Source organism: Psychromonas hadalis ATCC BAA-638 (assembly GCF_000420245.1).
In the GTDB taxonomy this organism is placed as follows: domain Bacteria; phylum Pseudomonadota; class Gammaproteobacteria; order Enterobacterales; family Psychromonadaceae; genus Psychromonas; species Psychromonas hadalis.
Genome location: NZ_ATUO01000066.1, coordinates 1 through 19,874 on the forward strand (window position 1 = coordinate 1; position 19,874 = coordinate 19,874).

Below are 19,874 nucleotides of genomic sequence, written 5' to 3' on the forward strand. Positions count from 1 at the left end.
CGTGGGCGATGTTGTATCATCAGGAAGATTATAAGTTTAAAAATGCAGTAAGTTAACGTGTTAATTAGCCAGTAATAAAATTTAATCAGTCGATAATAAAGTTTAACCACCCTGTAATATTGCTAGAGAATAGAGATTGATGGGATACAGTTCAGCACTGCCCTATAGGAAACCTTTTTATACCAAGGGCTATAATAAGCCGCCGGATTGATGAGGTAATAGGGGCGGAAATCCATCAGGGCTAGAGGCATCAGTGATACCTCATAAAAAAGCCGAATATATGGCTGCAATGCACTCTATTTCAACGATCAAAATTGTCTTGCAATCGGAGAGGGTCCATATATGGTATAAGTGCAGGATATTAGTTAATTAAATTTAAAATACTACCAACAACTAAGCCAATAAACAGGGATTTTTTATGTAAAATAGGCATATTAATGAGTTCCTAATAATTTAACTGCTTTGATTATCGTCATTTTAAAAAAATCGTGATAATAAAGTTCACAATTATCTGTTTTATCTAATAAATTTACTAAACCATTCAAAACGACAAGGCTAAATATCATTATTGTCCTATCCTATTTACATAAGTCATTTTTCATCTTTTTTATTATCCGTTTGCAGGAATTTTATGTCATTACCCGTTTTAATTTGTGACGACTCAGCATTAGCACGAAAAGCAATTGCACGCTCTCTCCCCAAAGATTGGGATATCTCAGTTAGTTTTGCCGAAAACGGTGAGCTTGGTATTGAAGCAATTCGCCAAGGTAAAGGAGATATCGTTTTTTTAGATCTTAATATGCCGGTCATGGATGGCTACCAAGTTTTAGAAATAATCTGCAAAGAAGACCTCCCCACGATTGTTATTGTCATCTCTGGTGACATTCAACCCGAGGCGCATAAAAAAGTGCGCGCGCTTGGCGCTATCGACTTTATCCAAAAACCCATTAATCAAGAAGTGTTAGTGAGTTTGCTTGCTTCCTACGGGATCTACAAAGCGGGTAGCCACCACTCTTTAGAGTTAGAAGAAGCACAAGCAAGTATTGGGCTACGTGATGCAATGCAGGAAGTTTCCAATATCGCTATGGGTCGAGCGGGCGATCTACTTGCACGTCTGCTTGATGTATTTGTTTTATTGCCCATTCCAAATGTTAATACCTTAGAGACCAGTGAATTACACATGGCACTCACCTCCATTGCCGAAAATGATAATGTTTCAGCCGTTTCACAAGGATTTATTAGTTCAGGTATTAGTGGTGAAGCGCTGATTATTTTCCACGACTCTAGTTTTAAAGATATGGCAAAATTACTTAAGTATGATGAAAAATTAACCGATCATATTGAAATAGAGGTGATGAATGACATATCTAACATTCTCATTGGCGCCTTTTTAAATGGCCTTGCTGAGCAACTTGATATTCACTTTAGTCAAGGTCAACCCAATGTACTTGGGCAACATTGCCACGTTGCAGATCTAATTAAAGATAGACAAGCGCATTGGCAAAAAACATTAGCGATCGAAGTAAATTTCGCAATTGAAAATTACGAAATAAAATGTGATCTTTTATTGTTATTCACCGAAGACTCCATTGATACCCTCACCAACAAAATAGGATACCTACTAGACTAATGAGTGCAACTGTAGAGCTTAAAGATATCCATTGGCTAATCGATATGGTACAAAATATTGATGTCGGTCTAGTGGTTATTGACTTAGAAATGAATGTCAAAGTGTGGAATGGTTTCATGGAAAATCATTCTGGTTTATTAACCAAGCATGTTGTGGATCGAAAACTGAATGAGCTTTTTAGCGATATTCCTAAAGATTGGTTACAACAAAAACTTGATACTATCTATATATTAAAAAATAAAGCCTTTACCACTTGGGAGCAACGCCCCTACCTGTTTAAATTTAAAAGCTACCGCCCTATTACCAGCAGTGCCGAGTTTATGTATCAGAATGTGACTTTTTTACCGCTCACCGATATTACCCAAGAAGTAACACAGGTGTGCATGATCATCTATGATGTTACCGATGTTGCACTGAACAAAAAAATGGCATTAGAAGCAAATCAAAAATTAGAACATTTAAGCCATACCGATATTCTGACGCAATTACACAACCAAGGATATTGGCGTGAGTGCTGTTTTCGAGAATATAAACGTCATACCCGTACACAACAGCCCTCCTCGTTGATCATGCTTGATATTGACCACTTTAAAAAAGTGAATGATAGCTACGGTCATCCTTTTGGCGATGAGGTTATTAAAGCAGTTGCCGATTGTATTCGTGAAAATATGCGAGAAACCGATATTGCAGGTCGTTATGGAGGTGAAGAATTTACTTTAATACTGGTTGATACTGAACTTGAGAGTGCAAAATTAGTAGCAGAGCGAATACGTGCTAGCATTGAAACGCTTGCGTTAAAATATCAAGGCGAAATAGTTAAAATCACCTCCAGTTTTGGTGTTGCTCATATCACTGGCAATATTCCTAATTATCAAAGTTGGATTAAAACAGCAGATTTAGGATTGTACATTGCGAAAGACACAGGTAGAAACAAAATAGGCATTAGCCCACATTAGAATAAAGAGGGGAGATAACAATTTATCTCCTCTCTTTTAGTTTAAGTTCTACTCGCTGCTTTATTACCTAAAATACCACCCACAATTAAGAAGACTAAGAAGATCCAACCAGCTAACGATAAATTAGCAATCGGCGTATAAAGAGCGCCTACATTACAGCCATTCGCAAAACGCGTTCCTAGGCCCATCATTAATCCCCCCATTGCAAATAACATCAGTTGCTTTGCCGAGTAGCTAGATTTAAAGCTAAACTGCCCCATCAGTAAGACACAAATAAGTGTGCCCATCACAATACCGACATTTTGCACGGTGATTTGATGCTCAAAAAAGGGCGTTGCAAACATGCCAACAGGACGGTCGGCAAAATAAGCAACACTCTCCACAGAAACACCTAATAACATCACCGCTTTACCAAACCAGATACCAAAAGGTGTTGATGCTCCCCAACCTGTTTGTGTTGTTGCTAACATTAATGTGAACAAAACAATGATCATCACCGCGCCTGTTTTCATTGACCACGGTGTCACAAATAATTTCTCGTAAGTTTCACAAGAGAGTAATTTAAAAGGTTTAACTGGTTCTGTTTTTTCAGCTTGAGCCACTTTTCCTGCTCAATTTCAGTATCTACACCATAGAATGTACCTGAAGCACGACGTTTACTTTCATACTTTTTCGACAGATAAATAACAATAGAAGCAAAGAAAATGGTCAGTAAAATAGCACCAAGGTAAGCATATAACCCATTACCAAAAAGATCTGGCATAAAGACCCCTTTACCAGCAAAGCTACTGCTTGAAACGAGTGTATCGGTGATCATTGGTAAACTACTTTGTAAAGGTAAACCAAGATAAACACCCATGCCAAAAAAGACCAGTGTGATGCCTGCGCGGGGTAAGTCAGTCACTAAATCAGTCATCACCCCAGAGGCACAACATGATGAAAAAGTCATACCAAAACCAAACATTAAACCACCCACCATTAAGCCTAAGTTGATCGGGTTAATCCACAGGTCGTAATGACTTAACTCACTGTTTAATAAAAAACCAGCATTAATGATTGCCGTCACAACAAACATGAACATTAATACAATCATCAGCTTTGTAGAGCCACCATTATAAGCACGATTAACACTGCCAGCAAAACCGAGAAAGCCACGTGTTAATGCATAACCTAAACCGATACCTAATAACAGACGGAAGAACAGTGCATCTGTTTTTAACCATAATGCACCAAAAATAACGACACTTAAGGCGACAGATGCACCTAGCATATTTTGAGTTTTATTTATTTTCCAGCCAATCTTCAATGTAAAAAAATGACCTCATATGGAGATCATTTATCTATTTATATCACCACACTTTTAGTCGAAGTTATAGTCTGTTACAACAGGCGTACGGTTTAATGTTTTATCGTTAAAGTACTCGAAGAAACAAAGTCCCATAAAACCACCTGATACATTATAAACATCTTTAAAGCCCATTTTTTGCAGTGCAAGTACTGCGTTATAACTGCGCTGACCACTACGACAGTGTAGGTAGAGAGGTTTATCTTTAGGAAGTTCATCCGTGCGTTGGCGAATTTCACTCAATGGTAGATTGATTGCGCCTTTAATATGGCTTTCTTCAAACTCATCTTTTTCACGTACATCAACAATACACGCACCACTTTCAACCAGTGGACGGATATCTGCGCCATGCACCTGTTTAAAGTCACTGTTCATTAAGTTAGTTGCGACAGAACCTGCAAAGTTAACAATGTCTTTTGCAGTACCAAATGGCGGTGCATAACAAAGCTCTAGATCTTTCAGATCGTAAATCGTGCCACCAAACTTAATCACTGTTGCAATAACATCAATGCGTTTATCGATATTTCCTTTACCAATTGCTTGCGCGCCTAAAATACGCCCGGTTGGTACCTCATAGACTAATTTAAAGTGAGCAACCGCGCCAAATGGCATTAAACCAACTTTATCATTAGGGATAATTTTAACGGTGTCGTAAGAGATATTAAGCCCTAATGCTTCGATCATCCCCTCGTTTAAACCCGTAGAAGCAGCATTATAATCAAATACCTTAATCACTGATGAACCAATATAACCCCGGTTATCAATTGCCATGCCGTTAATATGGTCAGCAACACCGCGCGCTTGTTTTTGAGCAGGCCCTGCTAATGGCAATTGAAAGTACTCATTATATAGGTAGCTATAAACCTCAATTACATCACCAACAGCATAGATATCTGCATCGTTCGTTTGATAATTTTGGTTTACTTTCATTGCACCTGTTTTACCAAGATCAAGTCCCGCTTGTTTTGCTAAGTCAGTTTCAGGTTTCACGCCGATTGCCATCACAACAACATCTGCATCGACCTCTTTACCAGAGCCAAGGATTATCTTGTTTTTGGCAAACTGCTTAACTTTATCATTCACAATCAAATTCACACCCTGATCATATAACTCTTTATGAAGGATTTGTACCATACCGTAATCGAACGGTTTCATAATCTGTGGCATCGCTTCAATCAATGTCACGTTATATCCCGCTTCTTTTAAGTTTTCAGCTGCTTCAACACCAATAAAACCACCACCAATCACGCTGATATTTTTAGTATCACCACCTTTGATAAATTTATTTAAACGATCAATATCCACTACATTACGAATTGAAAAAGTGTTTACTTTTTCAATGCCTGGAATCGGTGGCACAATGGGTTTTACACCCGGAGAAAGGATCAGTTTGTCGTAACTGATTCTCTGTACTCTTCACCTGTATCAACATTTTTCACTAAAATCGTTTTAGCGGCGCGATCAATAGAAACAACTTCACTGGCAACACGTGCATCAATATTGTATTGACTTGCAAACTACTTCGGACTCATCAATATCAGCTCTTCTGCCGTCGCAACGACACCACTTAAGTGATATGGTAAACAACAATTTGAAAAAGAGACATGTGGGCCTTTCTCAAACATGATAATAGTGTCTTCTTCACTATGACGACGACAACGCGCAGCCGTTGAAGCGCCACCAGCAACACCACCAACAATAAACATTAATAAGTTTGATGCTTCAAAAATGATATCAAAATGGGTCACACTCAATGCGCCAGAGAGAGAAATTAATAATAAATAGGTAATAATACCAATCTGCATAAGTATCTGATCTATCTTGTTGGTTAAAATAATAAATAGCGACGTTGCATTCAATCGCAATAGCTAGCTATTACTCAATCATGTGCCTTACTCTTCATCATTTTTCCTCAACAAGCCCTGATCACAATATTATGCGGAATGGTATAACACGTCCATTTTCAGAAAGGTGTAAACTGGTATTCACATAATGAAACGAACCTAAAATGGTAGTAAAGCCAGAAACAATAAAAAACAGTAATACGACTACTAGTCCCGCATAACCTGTTACGGAGAACAGCGTGAAAATATAACCACTGATGCGCTCAAAACTACTGCCAGAAAATGACACAGAATCAATATATGTTTGTCCATAAGCAAAGACATAACTGGTAATAATAACGGCAATAGAGATACTGATTAATGTCGAAATCGTTTGAATAATCGCCTCTCGTCGTGGTGAGTTTTCTCTGTCTGAGCTAGATAATGCACTCGTACCTAATGAGGTTTCACTAATTTGGATAATTCGTTGAAAAGCGATAATCAGCCCCAGTGGCAAACCAATAGCCACCGTTGAAAGGCTCATTATTTGTGACGTTATCAGCTTAAAGTACTCACCAACAAAATAACTGGTTTGATAAAGAAAAAACATAAAAAACAGCAAATAGGCAATAATAATAAAGAAAATAAAGGACGAAAGGGTATTAATAAATAGCAGGTGGCTTTTAGTAATAATGACCAGTGCAGCAAAAATAATAATGGGCAATACGATATAAAGTAGCGCATTACTCGCGCTGAATGAATAGTCTAAATAGGTTTCTGATACGTACCTAACCACCGCTTGCACACCGGTCAACTGAAAGCCAACAAATCCAAATGCATAGAGAGTCACTAAACCTACGGCATAAATAGTAGCTGATTTTTTATTCAGATTGGTGGCAATAAAATCCCGTGGTGATTGTTTACAAATTTACGTAAATAACACTTCTGAATAAGTAATAGGCACCAAAAAAAAATACCAACAATAACCCAAAAAACAACACTCCCCCCGTATTCGCCCCGCCGTCGGTACTACTTTTCCACATAGCGGCCAGCACACCAATAATTGCTCCCGTGCCCACTTTAGAGGCTAATGAGATAGACAACGCCCCTTTAATTTTATTAAATTGCCACGGTGTATAATCAGGTTTACTCAAACTTGCATGGTTTTTTATCATTTTAATGTTGATAAATAAACCTAATAAAATAAGCAGAGGCAGAAAAAACTCCCACAAAATGTCACTTGTTAAATTAATAGCGGTTACAATCATTTATTTACACTCTTTTTATTCAACATTGACAACATAATTTACAGGTGTAAATCAAACAAAAGTACCTATATATAGGTATTTCCGTAAGTGTGAGACACAAATGATCATGGATGTTGATCTAGTACAGGAAATGGTTTTTAAAACAAAAAAAACGACTAACAACATTTCGTTATTAGTCGTTTTTTCGTGATGACTAATGATGTGCATCGCCAAAAAATGGCTTACTTCAAATGCATTAACTCACGCTAATTTGATCATAACCAGATGATTTCGCATCACCGAGTGCTGAATCCACTTTTGTCATCAATATTTTCATTGAGTTTTCATCACTTGGGAATATATTTGATAAACCTAAGCTCATGGTTAAACTATTTTTGACCGGAGAGTGAGCATGTTCCATCGCAAGCTCTTGAACAGATGCACGTAAGCTTTCGGCGACTTTTAACCCTTTGGTTGCATTACCTGCTTTAACCATAGCAACAAACTTAGCACCTTCAAGATGCGCAACAAAACAACCTAACTCTTCACATCTGCTTTTTAGTGTACAAGCAACAATGAGCAGGATATCTTCACTGGTTTGCTGTCCGTAGTGCTGTGTATATTCATCAAAGAAATCAAGCTCACAAATAACCATTGATAATAATTCTTTATCACGTGTCGCTTCCTGCCATGCGCTAACAAAATAACGATTAAAATCACGGCGATCATTAATTTCCATCTCAGACATTAAACGTTTAAAATCACTTTGCTCAGGCTCTTTTATCTCTTCAAGTTCTAATGGCGTTGATGCAAGCCCGCTCTCTTCATTTTTCAGCTCAACACAACCACAAACCTGATTACGTCCTGATTTTTTTGCACTGTGGAGTGCATTTGCTGATTTTTGCATCAACACTTTCATCGATGTAGGATAAATACTAGAAATGCCAATACTTAATGTCACTACATCACTCACTTGGGAGTGTTTATGTTCAGTACGCGAAACTTCAACAGCAAGACGCAGTGCTTCTGCAATTTTTAGTGAGGTTTCTACATCACCCCCTTTAATTAAGATAGCAAATTCATCATCGCGATAATGTGCTAAGAAGCAACCAAATTTTTCACAGCTATTTTTTAATGCTAAGCCGATAACCAATAGCATAAATGCGGCGCCTTGATGACCGTAATTATCATTATAAGCGTTAAAGAAATCAATTTCACAAATCAATACAGAGAGCAGTTCACCTTCATCACTCGCTTGTTGCCAATATTTATCATATTGTGCATCAAATGCATGGCGATCAGCGATGTTCATTTGCGACATTACTTGCTCAAATGCAGAACGCTTAGAGCTTACTTTCTCTTCTGAGGTTTGATATTTACTAATATCAACAACGGCTTCACCTTTTGTTGCGTCGTAACCCTTATTATGACCCTCTGTTTGATTAATTTGTGCCATCAGCTATTCCCTTATATTTTTATGGTCGTCTAACAACGCAATTTAATTATCCATCAATACAATACGTTATTACGACAATGTACAGATAATATACGTTCCCAATATAGAGATCATTTAATACCCATTTTTATTAATCATAATTTGCTTAGCCTCACAGTTTTTAAGCCAAATGTAGCCAATAAAAAAGGGCCTTTCAGCCCTTTTGTTTTTATTTTACAATTACAATACTTTATAGTGATTTAACTGTGAAATTCATTGCAAGCAAACAAGGTATTTTCAATAAGTGTTGCAACAGTCATTGGGCCAACTCCCCCCGGAACAGGCGAGATCCAAGCAGCACGCTCTTTAGCCGTATCAAACTCCACATCACCGGTTATTTTACCATTTTCTAAACGGTTGATACCTACATCTAACACGACAGCGCCTTTTTTAATCCAAGCCCCTGGAATAAAGTTCGCTTTACCACGCGCAACCACTAAGATATCGGCGCGCTCAACATGGCTTTGTAAATCTTCTGTAAAACGATGGCAAGTAGTCGTAGTACAACCCGCCAGTAATAACTCTAATGTCATTGGACGACCAACGATATTCGATGCACCAACGACAACTGCATGTTTGCCTCTGATATCAACACCAATTGCTTCAATCATGCTGATCATGCCACGTGGTGTGCATGAACGCAGTAGTGGAATGCGTTGTGCTAAACGGCCCACATTATAAGGATGAAAACCATCAACATCTTTATGTGGATGAATACGCTCAATCACCATGGTTTCATCTAAGCCATCAGGAAGAGGGAACTGTACTAAAATACCATCAATACTTTTATCTGCATTTAATTCATCAATAAGCGTTAATAATTCATCTTGTGTAGTGGTCGTTGGTAGATCAAACGCTTTAGACGTAAAACCCACTTTTTCACAGGTTTTACGTTTACTGCTCACATAGATTTGTGAGGCAGGATCGCCACCAACGAGTATCACAGCAAGACCCGGAACACGTAAACCTTGTGTAACTCGGGCCACGACACCTAAGGCCACTTTGTCAGTAATTGCAGCTGCAATCGCTTTTCCATCAATGATTTGTGCAGACATGATCCATTCTCTTATTAATTATATAAATTTTGCGCACATTATCGCAAAACTGAGCTTTGATGTCACATAAATTGCGCTGAATTAAAAATCTCCGCAGCACGCTATCTCGCGGTGCTCGCCTTTCACTACGTGAAAGCGGGTATTATCACTCCATCACCATAAATTTAATTGATCTTCATTGATTTGTTCTCGATGTGTTTTTACATAAGAATAAAATATTTTCTTAATCAAACAGTTTAAGATTAAGATCAAAGGTTTAGTTTTTTCATTGGTTACACTGCTGTGTCTTTATTTCCAGCTCTTACGAAAAGGTTATTATGAAAATCGCCATTACCCCACTATTACGTCGCCTCATATCAGACTCCAACATTCATGCAGGGTTTCGTGTTTTCATTGCCATGATCATCACTTTTATCCCAACATTTTCTGGTCTCACACTGCCTTTTTTTGAACAGTCGTCTTTAAACATCTCAATTTCACTCTGTTTAGGGGTGATGGCCAGTGCCATTGTTGAAAACGACGATAATCATAAGGGGCGTCTAAAATTTATTTTAACTATATTAGCTTGTTTTTTTATCGCCTCGAGCAGTGTTGAACTGTTAATGCCCTACCCTGTTTTATTTGCACTTGGCCTACTCTTCTCAAGCTTTGCTTTTATGATGCTTGGCGCACTGGGTAGCCATTACAGTAAAATTGGATTTGGCGCTATTTTGATCGCAATCTATACCATGATAGGTCATCAAGATGGTCTTCTTTGGATTGAACAACCACTGCTATTAACACTGGGCGCACTTTGGTATGGGCTGTTTTCAATTATTTGGAATTTTTATAGCCCTAACCGCTCACTGCGCGAACAACTTGCACAACTCTTTTTTGCACTAAGTCGTTACCAACAACAAAAATCAGCGCTATTTAATGAGATAGAGGGCTACAACCAAAAAGCACTTTATGCCATTCGCCAGCAGCTGGCGATCCGCAATATATCCATCATGGCACGCTTACAACAATCACAGAGTATTATCCAATCACGTTTTAATGCCAGCCAAAAACCGCATGAACTGCAGCATTTAAACCAATGCTATATTATTGCAGAGCAGATCCATGAACGTATCACCGCCAGCCAATACCTTTACAGCCAATTAGAAAATAGCTTTGGCAAGAGTCAAATATTAGAGGGTTACCACCAACTATTTTTACAACTCAGTGAAGATTGTTATCAATTAGGTGTCGCCATTAATGATAAAAAAAGTTACCAACACTCACGACGTTTAATTTGGACAATGAAAGCGTTAGCAGATCAACTGCAACTATTAAAACAAAAACAGCCACAGCTTAATGACAGTGAAGCGATGTTAGCCCTACAGGCTATCTACGATAACCTGCAAGGCATTTATCATCTCTTCAAATCGGTAAGCCAACAAAGTGAATTAACCGCTATCATTATTGACATTGAAGCAGTAGAAAAATTATCATTTTGGAAAACACTGTTTCAGGCTCTTTCACCTAAAAACAGCACCTTTAAACATGCAGTGCGCATCAGTATCAGTTTAGTGATGGCATTTGTTATTCAACAAGCTTTTCAACTAGAGCATGGCTTTTGGTTACTACTGACGGTTTTATTTGTTTGCCAGCCAAGCTTTAGTGAAACACGTAAACGACTAATACAAAGAACATTAGGTACTTTAGCAGGAATAGTACTGGGTTACCCAGTACTATTAATGGTTGATAATACCCTGTTGCAAGTGTTTTTTATGATTTTAAGCGCCTTTCTGTTCTTTAACTATCTGCGTACCAATTACGCATTAGCGGTTATTTTTAGCACCCTGTATGTGATGTTTATATTTAACCTATTAACAGGCACTGGCATTGATATTTTGCCCGCACGTATTTTAGAAACACTGCTTGGGTGTTTATTAAGTGTACTTGCAATCAGTTTTATCTTTCCTGATTGGCAATTTCAACGTTTCCCGTCTCTGGTCAAAGATCTACTGACATTAAGTAATCGCTACTTTAATCAAGTCAGTCGACAATACCAGCATGGTCGTAGCGAAAATTTAACCTATCGTTTAACCCGTTTTCAAGCCTTTCAAGCCGATGCCAAACTTGCTTGTGCATGGCAAAGTATGCTCTTTGAGCCAAGTTCCAAACAAAAGTTAAATCGTGAAGTCTATGCGTTGGTCAATCGTTGTGATGCGCTGGTTTCCTATATCGCAGCGCTTGCCTCTCATCGTCATAAGCTGGACAATTTTGCAAACAGTATCGCCCTACAAGGCCTCGTCAATGCCACAGCAAAACAGATAGCACTCGCTTATGAGCCTCAGCAACTCGATGAAACACAAATAGTTATTACCATTGAAGAGTTTGAAAACTATAAACCTACCCTTTCTGGTGAAGCACTATTAATTGTTGAACAACTCCGTTTAATCGCATTTACTGCACTTGATATACAACTGCTTTTACAACAGGTAGACTTCAGCAATAAAAATGCGCAATAGAGGAAAAAAAAGGTGCTATTTAACGGACAACTGTACGCAACCGATAACCAAGGTTACTTGCTAGATTCAACACAGTGGACTGAACGTTTAGCCGTTGAAATTGCCAAGTTAGAATCGATTCAACTCAGCGAAAAACATTGGCAAGTGGTATTTTTTGTACGTGAATTCTACCTTGAGTTTAATACCTCTCCCGCTATTCGCGCACTGGTTAAAGCGATGCAAAAAAAACTGGGAGCCGATGCCGTTAATAGTCGCTACTTATACCGCCTATTTCCAGAAGGCCCCGCAAAACAAGCCACAAAAATTGCAGGATTGCCCAAACCTGCACGCTGTATATAAATAGTAGACAAACAATAAAAAACAAAGGAATTTTAAAATGCCAAAAGCAAGTGACGTGAAAAAAAACAGTGCTATCGAATTTAATAACAGTGTTTATATCATAAAAGACATTGAACGCTCTGTGCCACAAGGCCGTGCGGGGGGAAGTTTATATCGTATGCGTATGTATGATGTAGTCACAGGTTCAAAAACCGACGAAACCTTTAAAGATGGCGACATGCTGACACTCGCAGATCTGATTCACCGTGATGTCATGTACTCTTACGCAGACGGTGATGAGCTGGTGTTTATGGATAGCGAAGATTACACACCTTACAACTTCAGTAAAGATCAAATTGAAGATGAATGCCTGTTTATCACGGAAAATACCCAAGGTTTGCAAGTATTAGTGATTGACGGTCAAGCCGTTGCATTGCAATTACCACAAACTGTGGCGCTGATCATCACTGAAACAGACCCATCAATTAAAGGCGCATCAGCAAGTGCCCGCACCAAGCCTGCTACCCTAGAAACAGGTTTAGTGGTGCAAGTGCCCGAATATATTGCCAGTGGTGAAACAATCAAAATTAACTGCGCAGAAAAGAAATTTATGAGTCGCGCTTAGCTACTTATCAATCTTGTTTGCTCGCTATTACCACAGAAAAAGAGTGAGCAAATACAATTTATCTTCCTATAATCACACCACATCATATTAAACCTTTCTTCTTTGAGTCAAAAATGATTTAATCAAGGCATTAAATGTCATGATTAAATTTTTATTACTATTAAAGAGGCTTAAATATGAACGAGTTACTTTCTATTACTACATCACCTTGGATCTGGTTGGTTGCAGTTATACTATTCACAATCAAAAAAGGAATCTACTTTGTCCCGCAAAACCGTGGGTATGTTATCTATACTATGGGTAAATACTCAGGCACGTTAGGCGCCGGTCTTAACTTTATTATCCCTTTTGTACAAAGCGTTGCAGCGGATCGCAACTTAAAAGAGCAATCACTGGATATCGCCTCGCAATCCGCAATTACCAGAGACAATATCACCCTGGAAATTGACGGTATTTTGTTTATGAAAGTAATCGATGCGGCGGCTGCCACCAATAATATCACCGATTATAAAATGGCAGTTATCCAACTGGCCACGACCACTATGCGTAATGCGATTGGTTCTATGGAGCTTGATGAATGTTTCCAAAATCGTGATGTGATTAATGCGAATATTTTAAAAGCGATGACAGAAGCGACCCAACCTTGGGGCGTGATGGTCACGCGTTACGAAATTCGCGATATTACGCCGCCACAGTCTATTAAAGAAGATATGGAAAAACAGATGACCGCTGAGCGTGAGAAACGCAGTGTTATCTTAACCGCTGAAGGTGTAAAAACAGCGGCAATCACGCAAGCAGAAGGCCTAAAACAAGCTCGTGTATTAGATGCAGAAGCAGCCAAATCAGAGCAAGTATTAGCAGCAGAAGCGGAAAAAGAAAAACGCATGCTAGAAGCGCAGGGTAAAGCGGAAGCGATTCGTTTGGTTGCAGAAGCAGAAGCCAAGGCAATACAAGTGATTGGTGAGCAAGCGATAACCCCTGAAGGTAAAAAAGCGGTTGAACTCACACTGGCACAAGAGGCGATTAAAGCGCATGCAGCCATTGCTCGCGAAGGCTCTGTTATCTTAACCGACGGTAATACCGGTGATAATATTGCTAATACCGTGGCCCAAGCGATTGCCGTTTCAAGTTCACTAAAATTAGCTGAATAATGGCTAAATAGTAGCCAAATAATAGCTAAATAATAACAAAAGGGAACTATATGGATACCATTATTGATTATCTGTTTAATAACCACGATAAGTTGCTCTATATTTTTGCAGGTATATCGCTACTTGTTGAACTGACGTTAATTGGTCTGAGTGGGCCACTGCTATTTTTTGCTATTGGCTGTGCCCTAACGGGCGTTCTTGTCTCACTTAATATCGTGAGTACATGGGAGATGGAGCTACTGTTTGTGGGTGTTTTCACCCTGCTAAGTAGTCTCGTCATGTGGAAACCACTCAAGCAGTTTCAAGGCAGTGGCAATGTCAGTGATACCAGCAGTGATATGATTGGCCAAATGGTTCCCGTCAGTGACACCGTGACACACCATGGCGGTAACGTTCGCCACTCTGGTATCAATTGGAACGCACGCTTATCCGATGATAGCCCTGCTAAAAGCATTGCAACCGGAGAGCGTGTTAAAATTTGTGCGGTTGATGGTAATATTTTGATCGTAAAATAAACTATAAAATGGTAACTAGGCTAACTAGTTACCATTTTTTCATTTTACTAAAAGGTTTTTATCACTATGTCTCAGAAAATTTACTGTATCGCGATGTTTAAAGCAAAAGAGGGCAAAGAAGCACAACTGTTCAGCGTATTACAAGCTTTAGAGGCTAACTCACACCGTGAAGATGGTTGTATTCAATATACTGTAACGCGCCAAATTGAGAGTAGTTTTGCAGAGGGAAAAAGCTTTCCTCTGGTGTTTAATGAAATTTGGAAAGATAAAGTCGCTTTTGAAGCACATTGCCAACGTAAAGAGATTGTTGATTTCTTTGAAACGCACTGCGTAGCAGAAACTGGGCTAGTTAAGGATTACAATGTCTGTGTGTATAGCGATCAGCCAGAGGGTTATGACGCGCCCCAATATTAAGGAATGATAATGAAAAAGAGCAAGATACTAATCCCATTACTGTTGTTAAATAGCACGTTTGCCATTGCGACTAATAACACAATATCGATGAGAGTAGTAGGCGGACAAGAGAGCTCAGACGGCAGTTGGCCATGGATAGTCAGTGTTAGTGCGGGTGGTTATGCCTGTGGCGGTACGCTTATCGATAATAAAACCGTACTGACCGCCGCCCACTGTTTATTTGATGATGGAAAACAGATACCCAGTCACCAGATGAGTGTCGTGGTGGGTGAATATGACCTTGAGTCTCAACCTGCAACACCTCGAATAACCGTGACAAGAGCCTATATTCACAGCGATTATAATACGAATGACAGTACAAGTGGTGACGATATTGCGTTATTACGTCTTAGCCAAGCGGTGAATAGTATTACCCCCCTCCCCGCGCTTGATCTCAGTACAACCGTTGAGGTAATTAGTTTTGGAGATGATGTTACCGTCATTGGCTGGGGATCAACCGTTGCTTATGCGCCTTCAGAGACTGTCTCTCCTCGCTTTCCAACTATTTTAAGAGAGGTCTCGTTACCTTTACAAACAAATGACCAATGTGCAGTGAATTTAGGCGATAACTACGATCCAAAAACAATGTTGTGTGCTGCCCCTGCCGAAGGTGGAAAAGATGCATGCCAAGGAGACAGTGGTGGCCCTTTAGTTTATAACGATGGTACTTGGAAACAGATAGGTATTGTCAGCTGGGGAGCGGGCTGTGCATCAGCAGGAAATCCTGGTGTATATACACGTCTCGCTGTTTATAAAAACTGGATAAACACGTTTCTTACCGGGATCATCGCAGATGAGCAAGTCACCTTTAAGCAAGTTTTAATTGATATGCCACAAACAAAAACACTCTCTATCAGTAATAATGCACAGATCGAAGCACAACTTTTATTTTCCCTTACTGGCTCAGGCACATTTTCATTTGATAGGGAAATCTGTGCAACCATAGCAAGTGAAACAACCTGTTCATTAGAGATTACCTACTCACCTGTAGAGGCATCAATCACACAAGCAACGCTCTCTATTGAAAGTAATTTACCCAATTCAATAACAACAACCACGCTATTAACGGGAAGTGCGCGTGACCCAAACTCAACTGAAGCCCCCCCCTCAATAGTGCCGAGTAGCTCAGGTGGCGGAGGCGGAACTCTGCTCTTTCTACTCTCAATTCCGCTTTTATTAATGCGTCGCTATTGCTAAAATAAATTTAATGAGGACTGATTTTCAGCCCTTTTTTTTATACAAATTTAATTCTCATACTTTGTGAACAAAGTCACAACCTGTTATGGTAGCGCTTTTGCCAATTAGCCAATAGGAATTCAATTTTGAGTCAGCAACCTTTTTCAACCCTTTCCCTGCACAGCGACCTGCTTAGCAATCTTGAGTCCCTTGGTTACCATGAAATGACAGAGATCCAAGCGCAAAGTTTACCCACCATTTTAGCGGGGCAAGATATTATCGCCCAAGGTAAAACAGGCTCAGGTAAAACCGCTGCCTTTGGTCTGGGTTTATTAAACAAACTTGATGTTAAACGTTTTCGTATTCAAGCACTTATTTTGTGCCCAACCCGTGAACTTGCAGATCAAGTAGGCAAAGAGATCCGCCGCCTAGCACGTAGCATTCATAATATTAAAGTATTAACCCTTTGTGGTGGTATGCCGTTTGGCCCACAAATTGGCTCATTGGAGCATGGCGCACATATTATTGTCGGCACACCGGGGCGTATTGAAGATCATTTGCGCAAAGGTACACTGGTGCTTGATGATGTTGAAACCTTAGTACTGGATGAAGCAGACAGAATGCTCGATATGGGCTTTCAAGATGCCATTGATAACATCATTGAGCAAGCACCACGCGACCGACAAACACTGCTTTTTAGCGCGACATTCCCCGACCAGATAGAAAGTATTGCAGGCCGTATTTTAATCAAACCTGTTAGCGTAAAAGTGGACTCGACACACGATAATAGCAGTATTACCCAGTATTTTTATAAAGTATCAAACAATGAAGATCGCATGATTGCACTGCGTTTATTGCTACTGCAATATCAGCCAGAATCCGCGCTGGTATTTTGTAATACCAAACGTGAAGTACAAGAGGTAAATGATGAGTTGGCTAACCGTGGTTTTAGCGCCATTGCACTGCATGGTGATTTAGAGCAGAAAGACCGCGACCAAGCGCTGATCCGTTTTGCTAACAAAAGTGCAACCATTTTAGTTGCCACCGATGTGGCCGCGCGTGGCCTCGATATCGACAATCTAAGTGCGGTGTTTAACTTTCATATTGCCCACGACCAAGAAGTACATGTACACCGTATCGGACGTACAGGTCGCGCAGGTAACAAAGGGTTAGCTTTCTCTTTTTATAATCATAAAGATGCCAACCGTATTATTGCACTGGAAGATTACTTAGATCGCACGATTTCTGAAGATGCACTGCCTCGCGAAGATGTATTAGATAAAACACCAATACAATCAACCATGATCACTCTGCGTATCGAAGGAGGTAAAAAACAGAAAATTCGCCCCGGTGATATTGTTGGCGCATTAACCTCAGATAACGCTCTAACCTTTGAGCAGATAGGTAAAATACAAGTTTCACCTAACTGGGCTTATGTAGCCGTTGCACGTAATAGTATTAAAGTCGCGTTCAAAAAACTCAGTGAGGGTAAGCTAAAAGGGCGTAAATTCCGTGTAATGGTAGTACGCGGATAACAAATTTTTATCACCTACATTCAAAGCCAGTTTAATAAGAAATCAATTAAACTGGCTTATTTACACCTGTTTTAAAATAGTTTAATTATCTAAAACAACTAAAAACCGCTAAGAAACAGCACTACAGCAAACCAAAGTAACATTCTAGCCACAATTTGTAATATAACGTAACAACATCACACCACAGTGTAAGCAAACGTAACTTCCTCTTTTATGTGATCCTTTTATCATGTTTTTTATTTACTCAAGGCTATACTCCCCCTATCAATCTCGTCTTTTTAAATAAAACCATCACTGGAGTGTTGTTATGAATATATTTGGAAGTTTACAAAAAGTAGGGAAGTCATTAATGCTTCCCGTATCAGTATTACCAATTGCAGGTATTTTACTGGGTGTGGGTGCAGCTAAGTTCAGCATATTACCTGACGTTGTGTCACAATTAATGGAACAAGCTGGTGGTGCTGTTTTTGGTAACATGGCATTGTTATTCGCAATTGGTGTCGCACTAGGTTTTACAAAGAATGATGGTGTTGCAGGTCTTGCCGCTGCTGTTGGTTTCTACATCATGACGCAGACTGTTGAAACACTAGCACCAGGCGCTAACACGGGTGTATTAGGCGGCATTATCGCGGGTGGTATTGCAGCGGTAATGTTTAACCGTTTTTACAACGTTACATTACCTGAATACTTAGGTTTCTTTGCTGGTAAACGTGCTGTACCTATTATGACAGGCTTAATGGCTATCATAATAGGCGCAATCCTTTCTGTTGTTTGGCCTCCGATTGGTTCTGTTATTGCATCATTCTCTGACTGGGCGGCACATCAAAACCCTACTGTTGCATTTGGTATCTACGGCGTTGTTGAGCGTTCATTAATCCCATTTGGTCTACACCACATCTGGAATGTCCCTTTCTTCTTTGAAGCAGGTACATGTACTAACTTAGCGGGTGAGCAATTAAACGGTATATTAACTTGTTACCTATCTGCTGATGATGCATCACGTGCTGCGGGTAATGGTTTTGGCCAACTTGCTGGTGGTTACATGTTTAAAATGTTTGGTTTGCCAGCGGCTGCAATCGCGATTGCGCATTCAGCAAAACCTGAAAATCGCGCTAAAGTAATGGGTATCATGGCATCTGCTGCGTTAACCTCATTCCTAACGGGCATTACTGAACCAATCGAATTTGCATTCTTATTTGTTGCACCTGTTTTATATGCGATTCACGCCTTACTTGCTGGCTCTGCATTTGTTGTTACTAACATGTTAGGTATGGTTCACGGTACTTCATTCTCACATGGTTTAATTGATTTCTTGGTACTTTCTGCTAATGCATCAAGTCTCTGGTTATTTATTGGTATTGGTCTTATCTACGCAGTTGTTTACTACACGTTATTTCGTGTTTTTATTAAAGTACTAGACCTTAAAACACCAGGCCGTGAAGATGAAGAAGTAGAAGAAACGGTGGTACTTAATAACGAAGAGATGTCAGCAGCGTTAGTGGCAGCCTTTGGTGGTAAGTCAAACATTGATAATTTAGATGCTTGTATTACCCGTTTACGTGTTAGCGTAAATGATATCGAAAAAGTAGACCAAGCAGGTCTGAAAAAGATTGGCGCAGCAGGTGTTGTGGTGTCTGGTAACGGTATCCAAGCTATCTTTGGTACTAAGTCTGATAACTTAAAAACCGACATGGAAGCTTATCTAGCTAAGTAAAGACTTAGCAGGCATACCCTGTATGCCTGCTCTTTTCAAAGTAGAAATAGCACTAAGGATCGGCTTCAAAATTACTTGCGCTTTTGTTTTCAAAATAACCAGTCATTTCAGGATTTTTGAAAACAATTTAGCGCAAGTTATTGTGTAACGATTACTAACCAACTCTCCTTCGGTTATCTATTTCTACTTTTTTTTATTTATGCAGTTCAACCACCCTTGCTACCAGGGGCGGATTACGCTTTGTATGAATTTTATCCAAAAAGGACTTCAGCCCTAAAATCCTGATCCCAACAAGCTCGTTGCATCTTACCTGCAACACTATCTTTGAAAGAATTATCTTT

General features: G+C 39.5%; 19 protein-coding genes. 11 read left to right on the forward strand and 8 right to left on the reverse strand.

Going from position 1 to position 19,874, the window contains the following annotated elements:
• Positions 1-631 precede the first annotated feature (631 nt).
• Together G322_RS0109680 and G322_RS0109685 are read left to right on the forward strand one after the other, a co-directional pair.
• Positions 632-1,630 carry a response regulator gene (locus G322_RS0109680; protein WP_022941599.1) on the forward strand — a complete coding sequence of 333 codons (999 nt, stop codon included), beginning with the start codon at positions 632-634 and terminating at the stop codon, positions 1,628-1,630.
• On the forward strand, positions 1,630-2,586 hold the full coding sequence (locus G322_RS0109685) for a sensor domain-containing diguanylate cyclase (RefSeq protein ID WP_022941600.1): 957 nt from the start codon (positions 1,630-1,632) through the stop codon (positions 2,584-2,586). Before G322_RS0109680 ends, G322_RS0109685 begins: the two co-directional genes overlap by 1 nt.
• A 41-nt stretch (positions 2,587-2,627) precedes the next feature.
• On the opposite strand, the gene G322_RS24180 is transcribed toward G322_RS0109685, so the two are convergent.
• The 8 genes from G322_RS24180 to folD form a co-directional block, all read right to left on the reverse strand.
• On the reverse strand, positions 2,628-3,113 hold the full coding sequence (locus G322_RS24180; protein WP_245542299.1) for a YeeE/YedE thiosulfate transporter family protein: 486 nt from the start codon (positions 3,111-3,113) through the stop codon (positions 2,628-2,630).
• A complete protein-coding gene (locus tag G322_RS24185) occupies positions 3,110-3,856 on the reverse strand; it encodes a YeeE/YedE thiosulfate transporter family protein (protein WP_245542300.1) in 747 nt (248 codons plus the stop codon). Before G322_RS24185 ends, G322_RS24180 begins: the two co-directional genes overlap by 4 nt.
• A 90-nt stretch (positions 3,857-3,946) precedes the next feature.
• The gene (locus tag G322_RS21745; RefSeq protein ID WP_245542301.1) at positions 3,947-5,290 is read right to left on the reverse strand and encodes an FAD-dependent oxidoreductase; all 1,344 of its coding nucleotides are present in this window, start codon (positions 5,288-5,290) and stop codon (positions 3,947-3,949) included.
• 158 nt (positions 5,291-5,448) lie between these two features.
• On the reverse strand, positions 5,449-5,790 hold the full coding sequence (locus G322_RS24190) for a hypothetical protein (RefSeq protein ID WP_245542302.1): 342 nt from the start codon (positions 5,788-5,790) through the stop codon (positions 5,449-5,451).
• A gap of 67 nt (positions 5,791-5,857) precedes the next feature.
• Positions 5,858-6,604, reverse strand: a complete 747-nt coding sequence (locus G322_RS24195) for a hypothetical protein (RefSeq protein WP_051143755.1) — start codon at positions 6,602-6,604, stop codon at positions 5,858-5,860.
• A gap of 70 nt (positions 6,605-6,674) precedes the next feature.
• Positions 6,675-7,022 (reverse strand): hypothetical protein, encoded by a 348-nt coding sequence (locus G322_RS24200; protein ID WP_051143756.1) that lies wholly within the window; start codon positions 7,020-7,022, stop codon positions 6,675-6,677.
• Between the two features lie 235 nt (positions 7,023-7,257).
• Positions 7,258-8,457 carry a diguanylate cyclase domain-containing protein gene (locus tag G322_RS0109705; RefSeq protein ID WP_022941601.1) on the reverse strand — a complete coding sequence of 400 codons (1,200 nt, stop codon included), beginning with the start codon at positions 8,455-8,457 and terminating at the stop codon, positions 7,258-7,260.
• A gap of 239 nt (positions 8,458-8,696) precedes the next feature.
• Complete coding sequence (gene folD, locus G322_RS0109710; protein WP_022941602.1) at positions 8,697-9,551, reverse strand: bifunctional methylenetetrahydrofolate dehydrogenase/methenyltetrahydrofolate cyclohydrolase FolD; 855 nt, start codon at positions 9,549-9,551, stop codon at positions 8,697-8,699.
• Positions 9,552-9,868: 317 nt separating this feature from the next.
• Here folD and yccS point away from each other — a divergent pair, with 317 nt between their 5' ends.
• From yccS to ptsG, 9 genes are all read left to right on the forward strand, one after another.
• Positions 9,869-12,046, forward strand: coding sequence for a YccS family putative transporter (gene yccS, locus G322_RS20410; protein WP_022941603.1), 2,178 nt, complete (start codon positions 9,869-9,871; stop codon positions 12,044-12,046).
• A 12-nt stretch (positions 12,047-12,058) separates the two neighbouring features.
• Positions 12,059-12,385, forward strand: coding sequence for a TusE/DsrC/DsvC family sulfur relay protein (locus tag G322_RS0109720; RefSeq protein ID WP_022941604.1), 327 nt, complete (start codon positions 12,059-12,061; stop codon positions 12,383-12,385).
• Between the two features lie 37 nt (positions 12,386-12,422).
• On the forward strand, positions 12,423-12,989 hold the full coding sequence (gene efpL, locus G322_RS0109725) for an elongation factor P-like protein EfpL (RefSeq protein ID WP_022941605.1): 567 nt from the start codon (positions 12,423-12,425) through the stop codon (positions 12,987-12,989).
• A gap of 176 nt (positions 12,990-13,165) precedes the next feature.
• Positions 13,166-14,140, forward strand: a complete 975-nt coding sequence (locus tag G322_RS0109730) for an SPFH domain-containing protein (protein ID WP_022941606.1) — start codon at positions 13,166-13,168, stop codon at positions 14,138-14,140.
• A 50-nt stretch (positions 14,141-14,190) separates the two neighbouring features.
• Positions 14,191-14,655 carry an NfeD family protein gene (locus tag G322_RS0109735; RefSeq protein ID WP_022941607.1) on the forward strand — a complete coding sequence of 155 codons (465 nt, stop codon included), beginning with the start codon at positions 14,191-14,193 and terminating at the stop codon, positions 14,653-14,655.
• Positions 14,656-14,721: 66 nt separating this feature from the next.
• Positions 14,722-15,069 (forward strand): putative quinol monooxygenase, encoded by a 348-nt coding sequence (locus G322_RS0109740; RefSeq protein ID WP_022941608.1) that lies wholly within the window; start codon positions 14,722-14,724, stop codon positions 15,067-15,069.
• A gap of 9 nt (positions 15,070-15,078) precedes the next feature.
• On the forward strand, positions 15,079-16,305 hold the full coding sequence (locus G322_RS0109745; RefSeq protein WP_022941609.1) for a trypsin-like serine protease: 1,227 nt from the start codon (positions 15,079-15,081) through the stop codon (positions 16,303-16,305).
• A 125-nt stretch (positions 16,306-16,430) separates the two neighbouring features.
• A complete protein-coding gene (dbpA, locus tag G322_RS0109750) occupies positions 16,431-17,819 on the forward strand; it encodes an ATP-dependent RNA helicase DbpA (RefSeq protein WP_022941610.1) in 1,389 nt (462 codons plus the stop codon).
• 307 nt (positions 17,820-18,126) lie between these two features.
• Positions 18,127-19,533, forward strand: a complete 1,407-nt coding sequence (gene ptsG / locus G322_RS0109755; protein ID WP_022941611.1) for a PTS glucose transporter subunit IIBC — start codon at positions 18,127-18,129, stop codon at positions 19,531-19,533.
• Positions 19,534-19,874: the final 341 nt, after the last annotated feature.

Coding starts and splice junctions, on each gene's coding strand:
- G322_RS0109680 (WP_022941599.1), top strand. CDS start 632: ATGTCATTACCCGTTTTAATTTGTGACGACTCAGCATTAGCACGAAAA.
- G322_RS0109685 (WP_022941600.1), top strand. CDS start 1,630: ATGAGTGCAACTGTAGAGCTTAAAGATATCCATTGGCTAATCGATATG.
- G322_RS24185 (WP_245542300.1), bottom strand. CDS start 3,856: ATGCTAGGTGCATCTGTCGCCTTAAGTGTCGTTATTTTTGGTGCATTA.
- G322_RS24200 (WP_051143756.1), bottom strand. CDS start 7,022: ATGATTGTAACCGCTATTAATTTAACAAGTGACATTTTGTGGGAGTTT.
- G322_RS0109705 (WP_022941601.1), bottom strand. CDS start 8,457: ATGGCACAAATTAATCAAACAGAGGGTCATAATAAGGGTTACGACGCA.
- folD (WP_022941602.1), bottom strand. CDS start 9,551: ATGTCTGCACAAATCATTGATGGAAAAGCGATTGCAGCTGCAATTACT.
- yccS (WP_022941603.1), top strand. CDS start 9,869: ATGAAAATCGCCATTACCCCACTATTACGTCGCCTCATATCAGACTCC.
- efpL (WP_022941605.1), top strand. CDS start 12,423: ATGCCAAAAGCAAGTGACGTGAAAAAAAACAGTGCTATCGAATTTAAT.
- G322_RS0109730 (WP_022941606.1), top strand. CDS start 13,166: ATGAACGAGTTACTTTCTATTACTACATCACCTTGGATCTGGTTGGTT.
- G322_RS0109735 (WP_022941607.1), top strand. CDS start 14,191: ATGGATACCATTATTGATTATCTGTTTAATAACCACGATAAGTTGCTC.
- G322_RS0109740 (WP_022941608.1), top strand. CDS start 14,722: ATGTCTCAGAAAATTTACTGTATCGCGATGTTTAAAGCAAAAGAGGGC.
- G322_RS0109745 (WP_022941609.1), top strand. CDS start 15,079: ATGAAAAAGAGCAAGATACTAATCCCATTACTGTTGTTAAATAGCACG.
- ptsG (WP_022941611.1), top strand. CDS start 18,127: ATGAATATATTTGGAAGTTTACAAAAAGTAGGGAAGTCATTAATGCTT.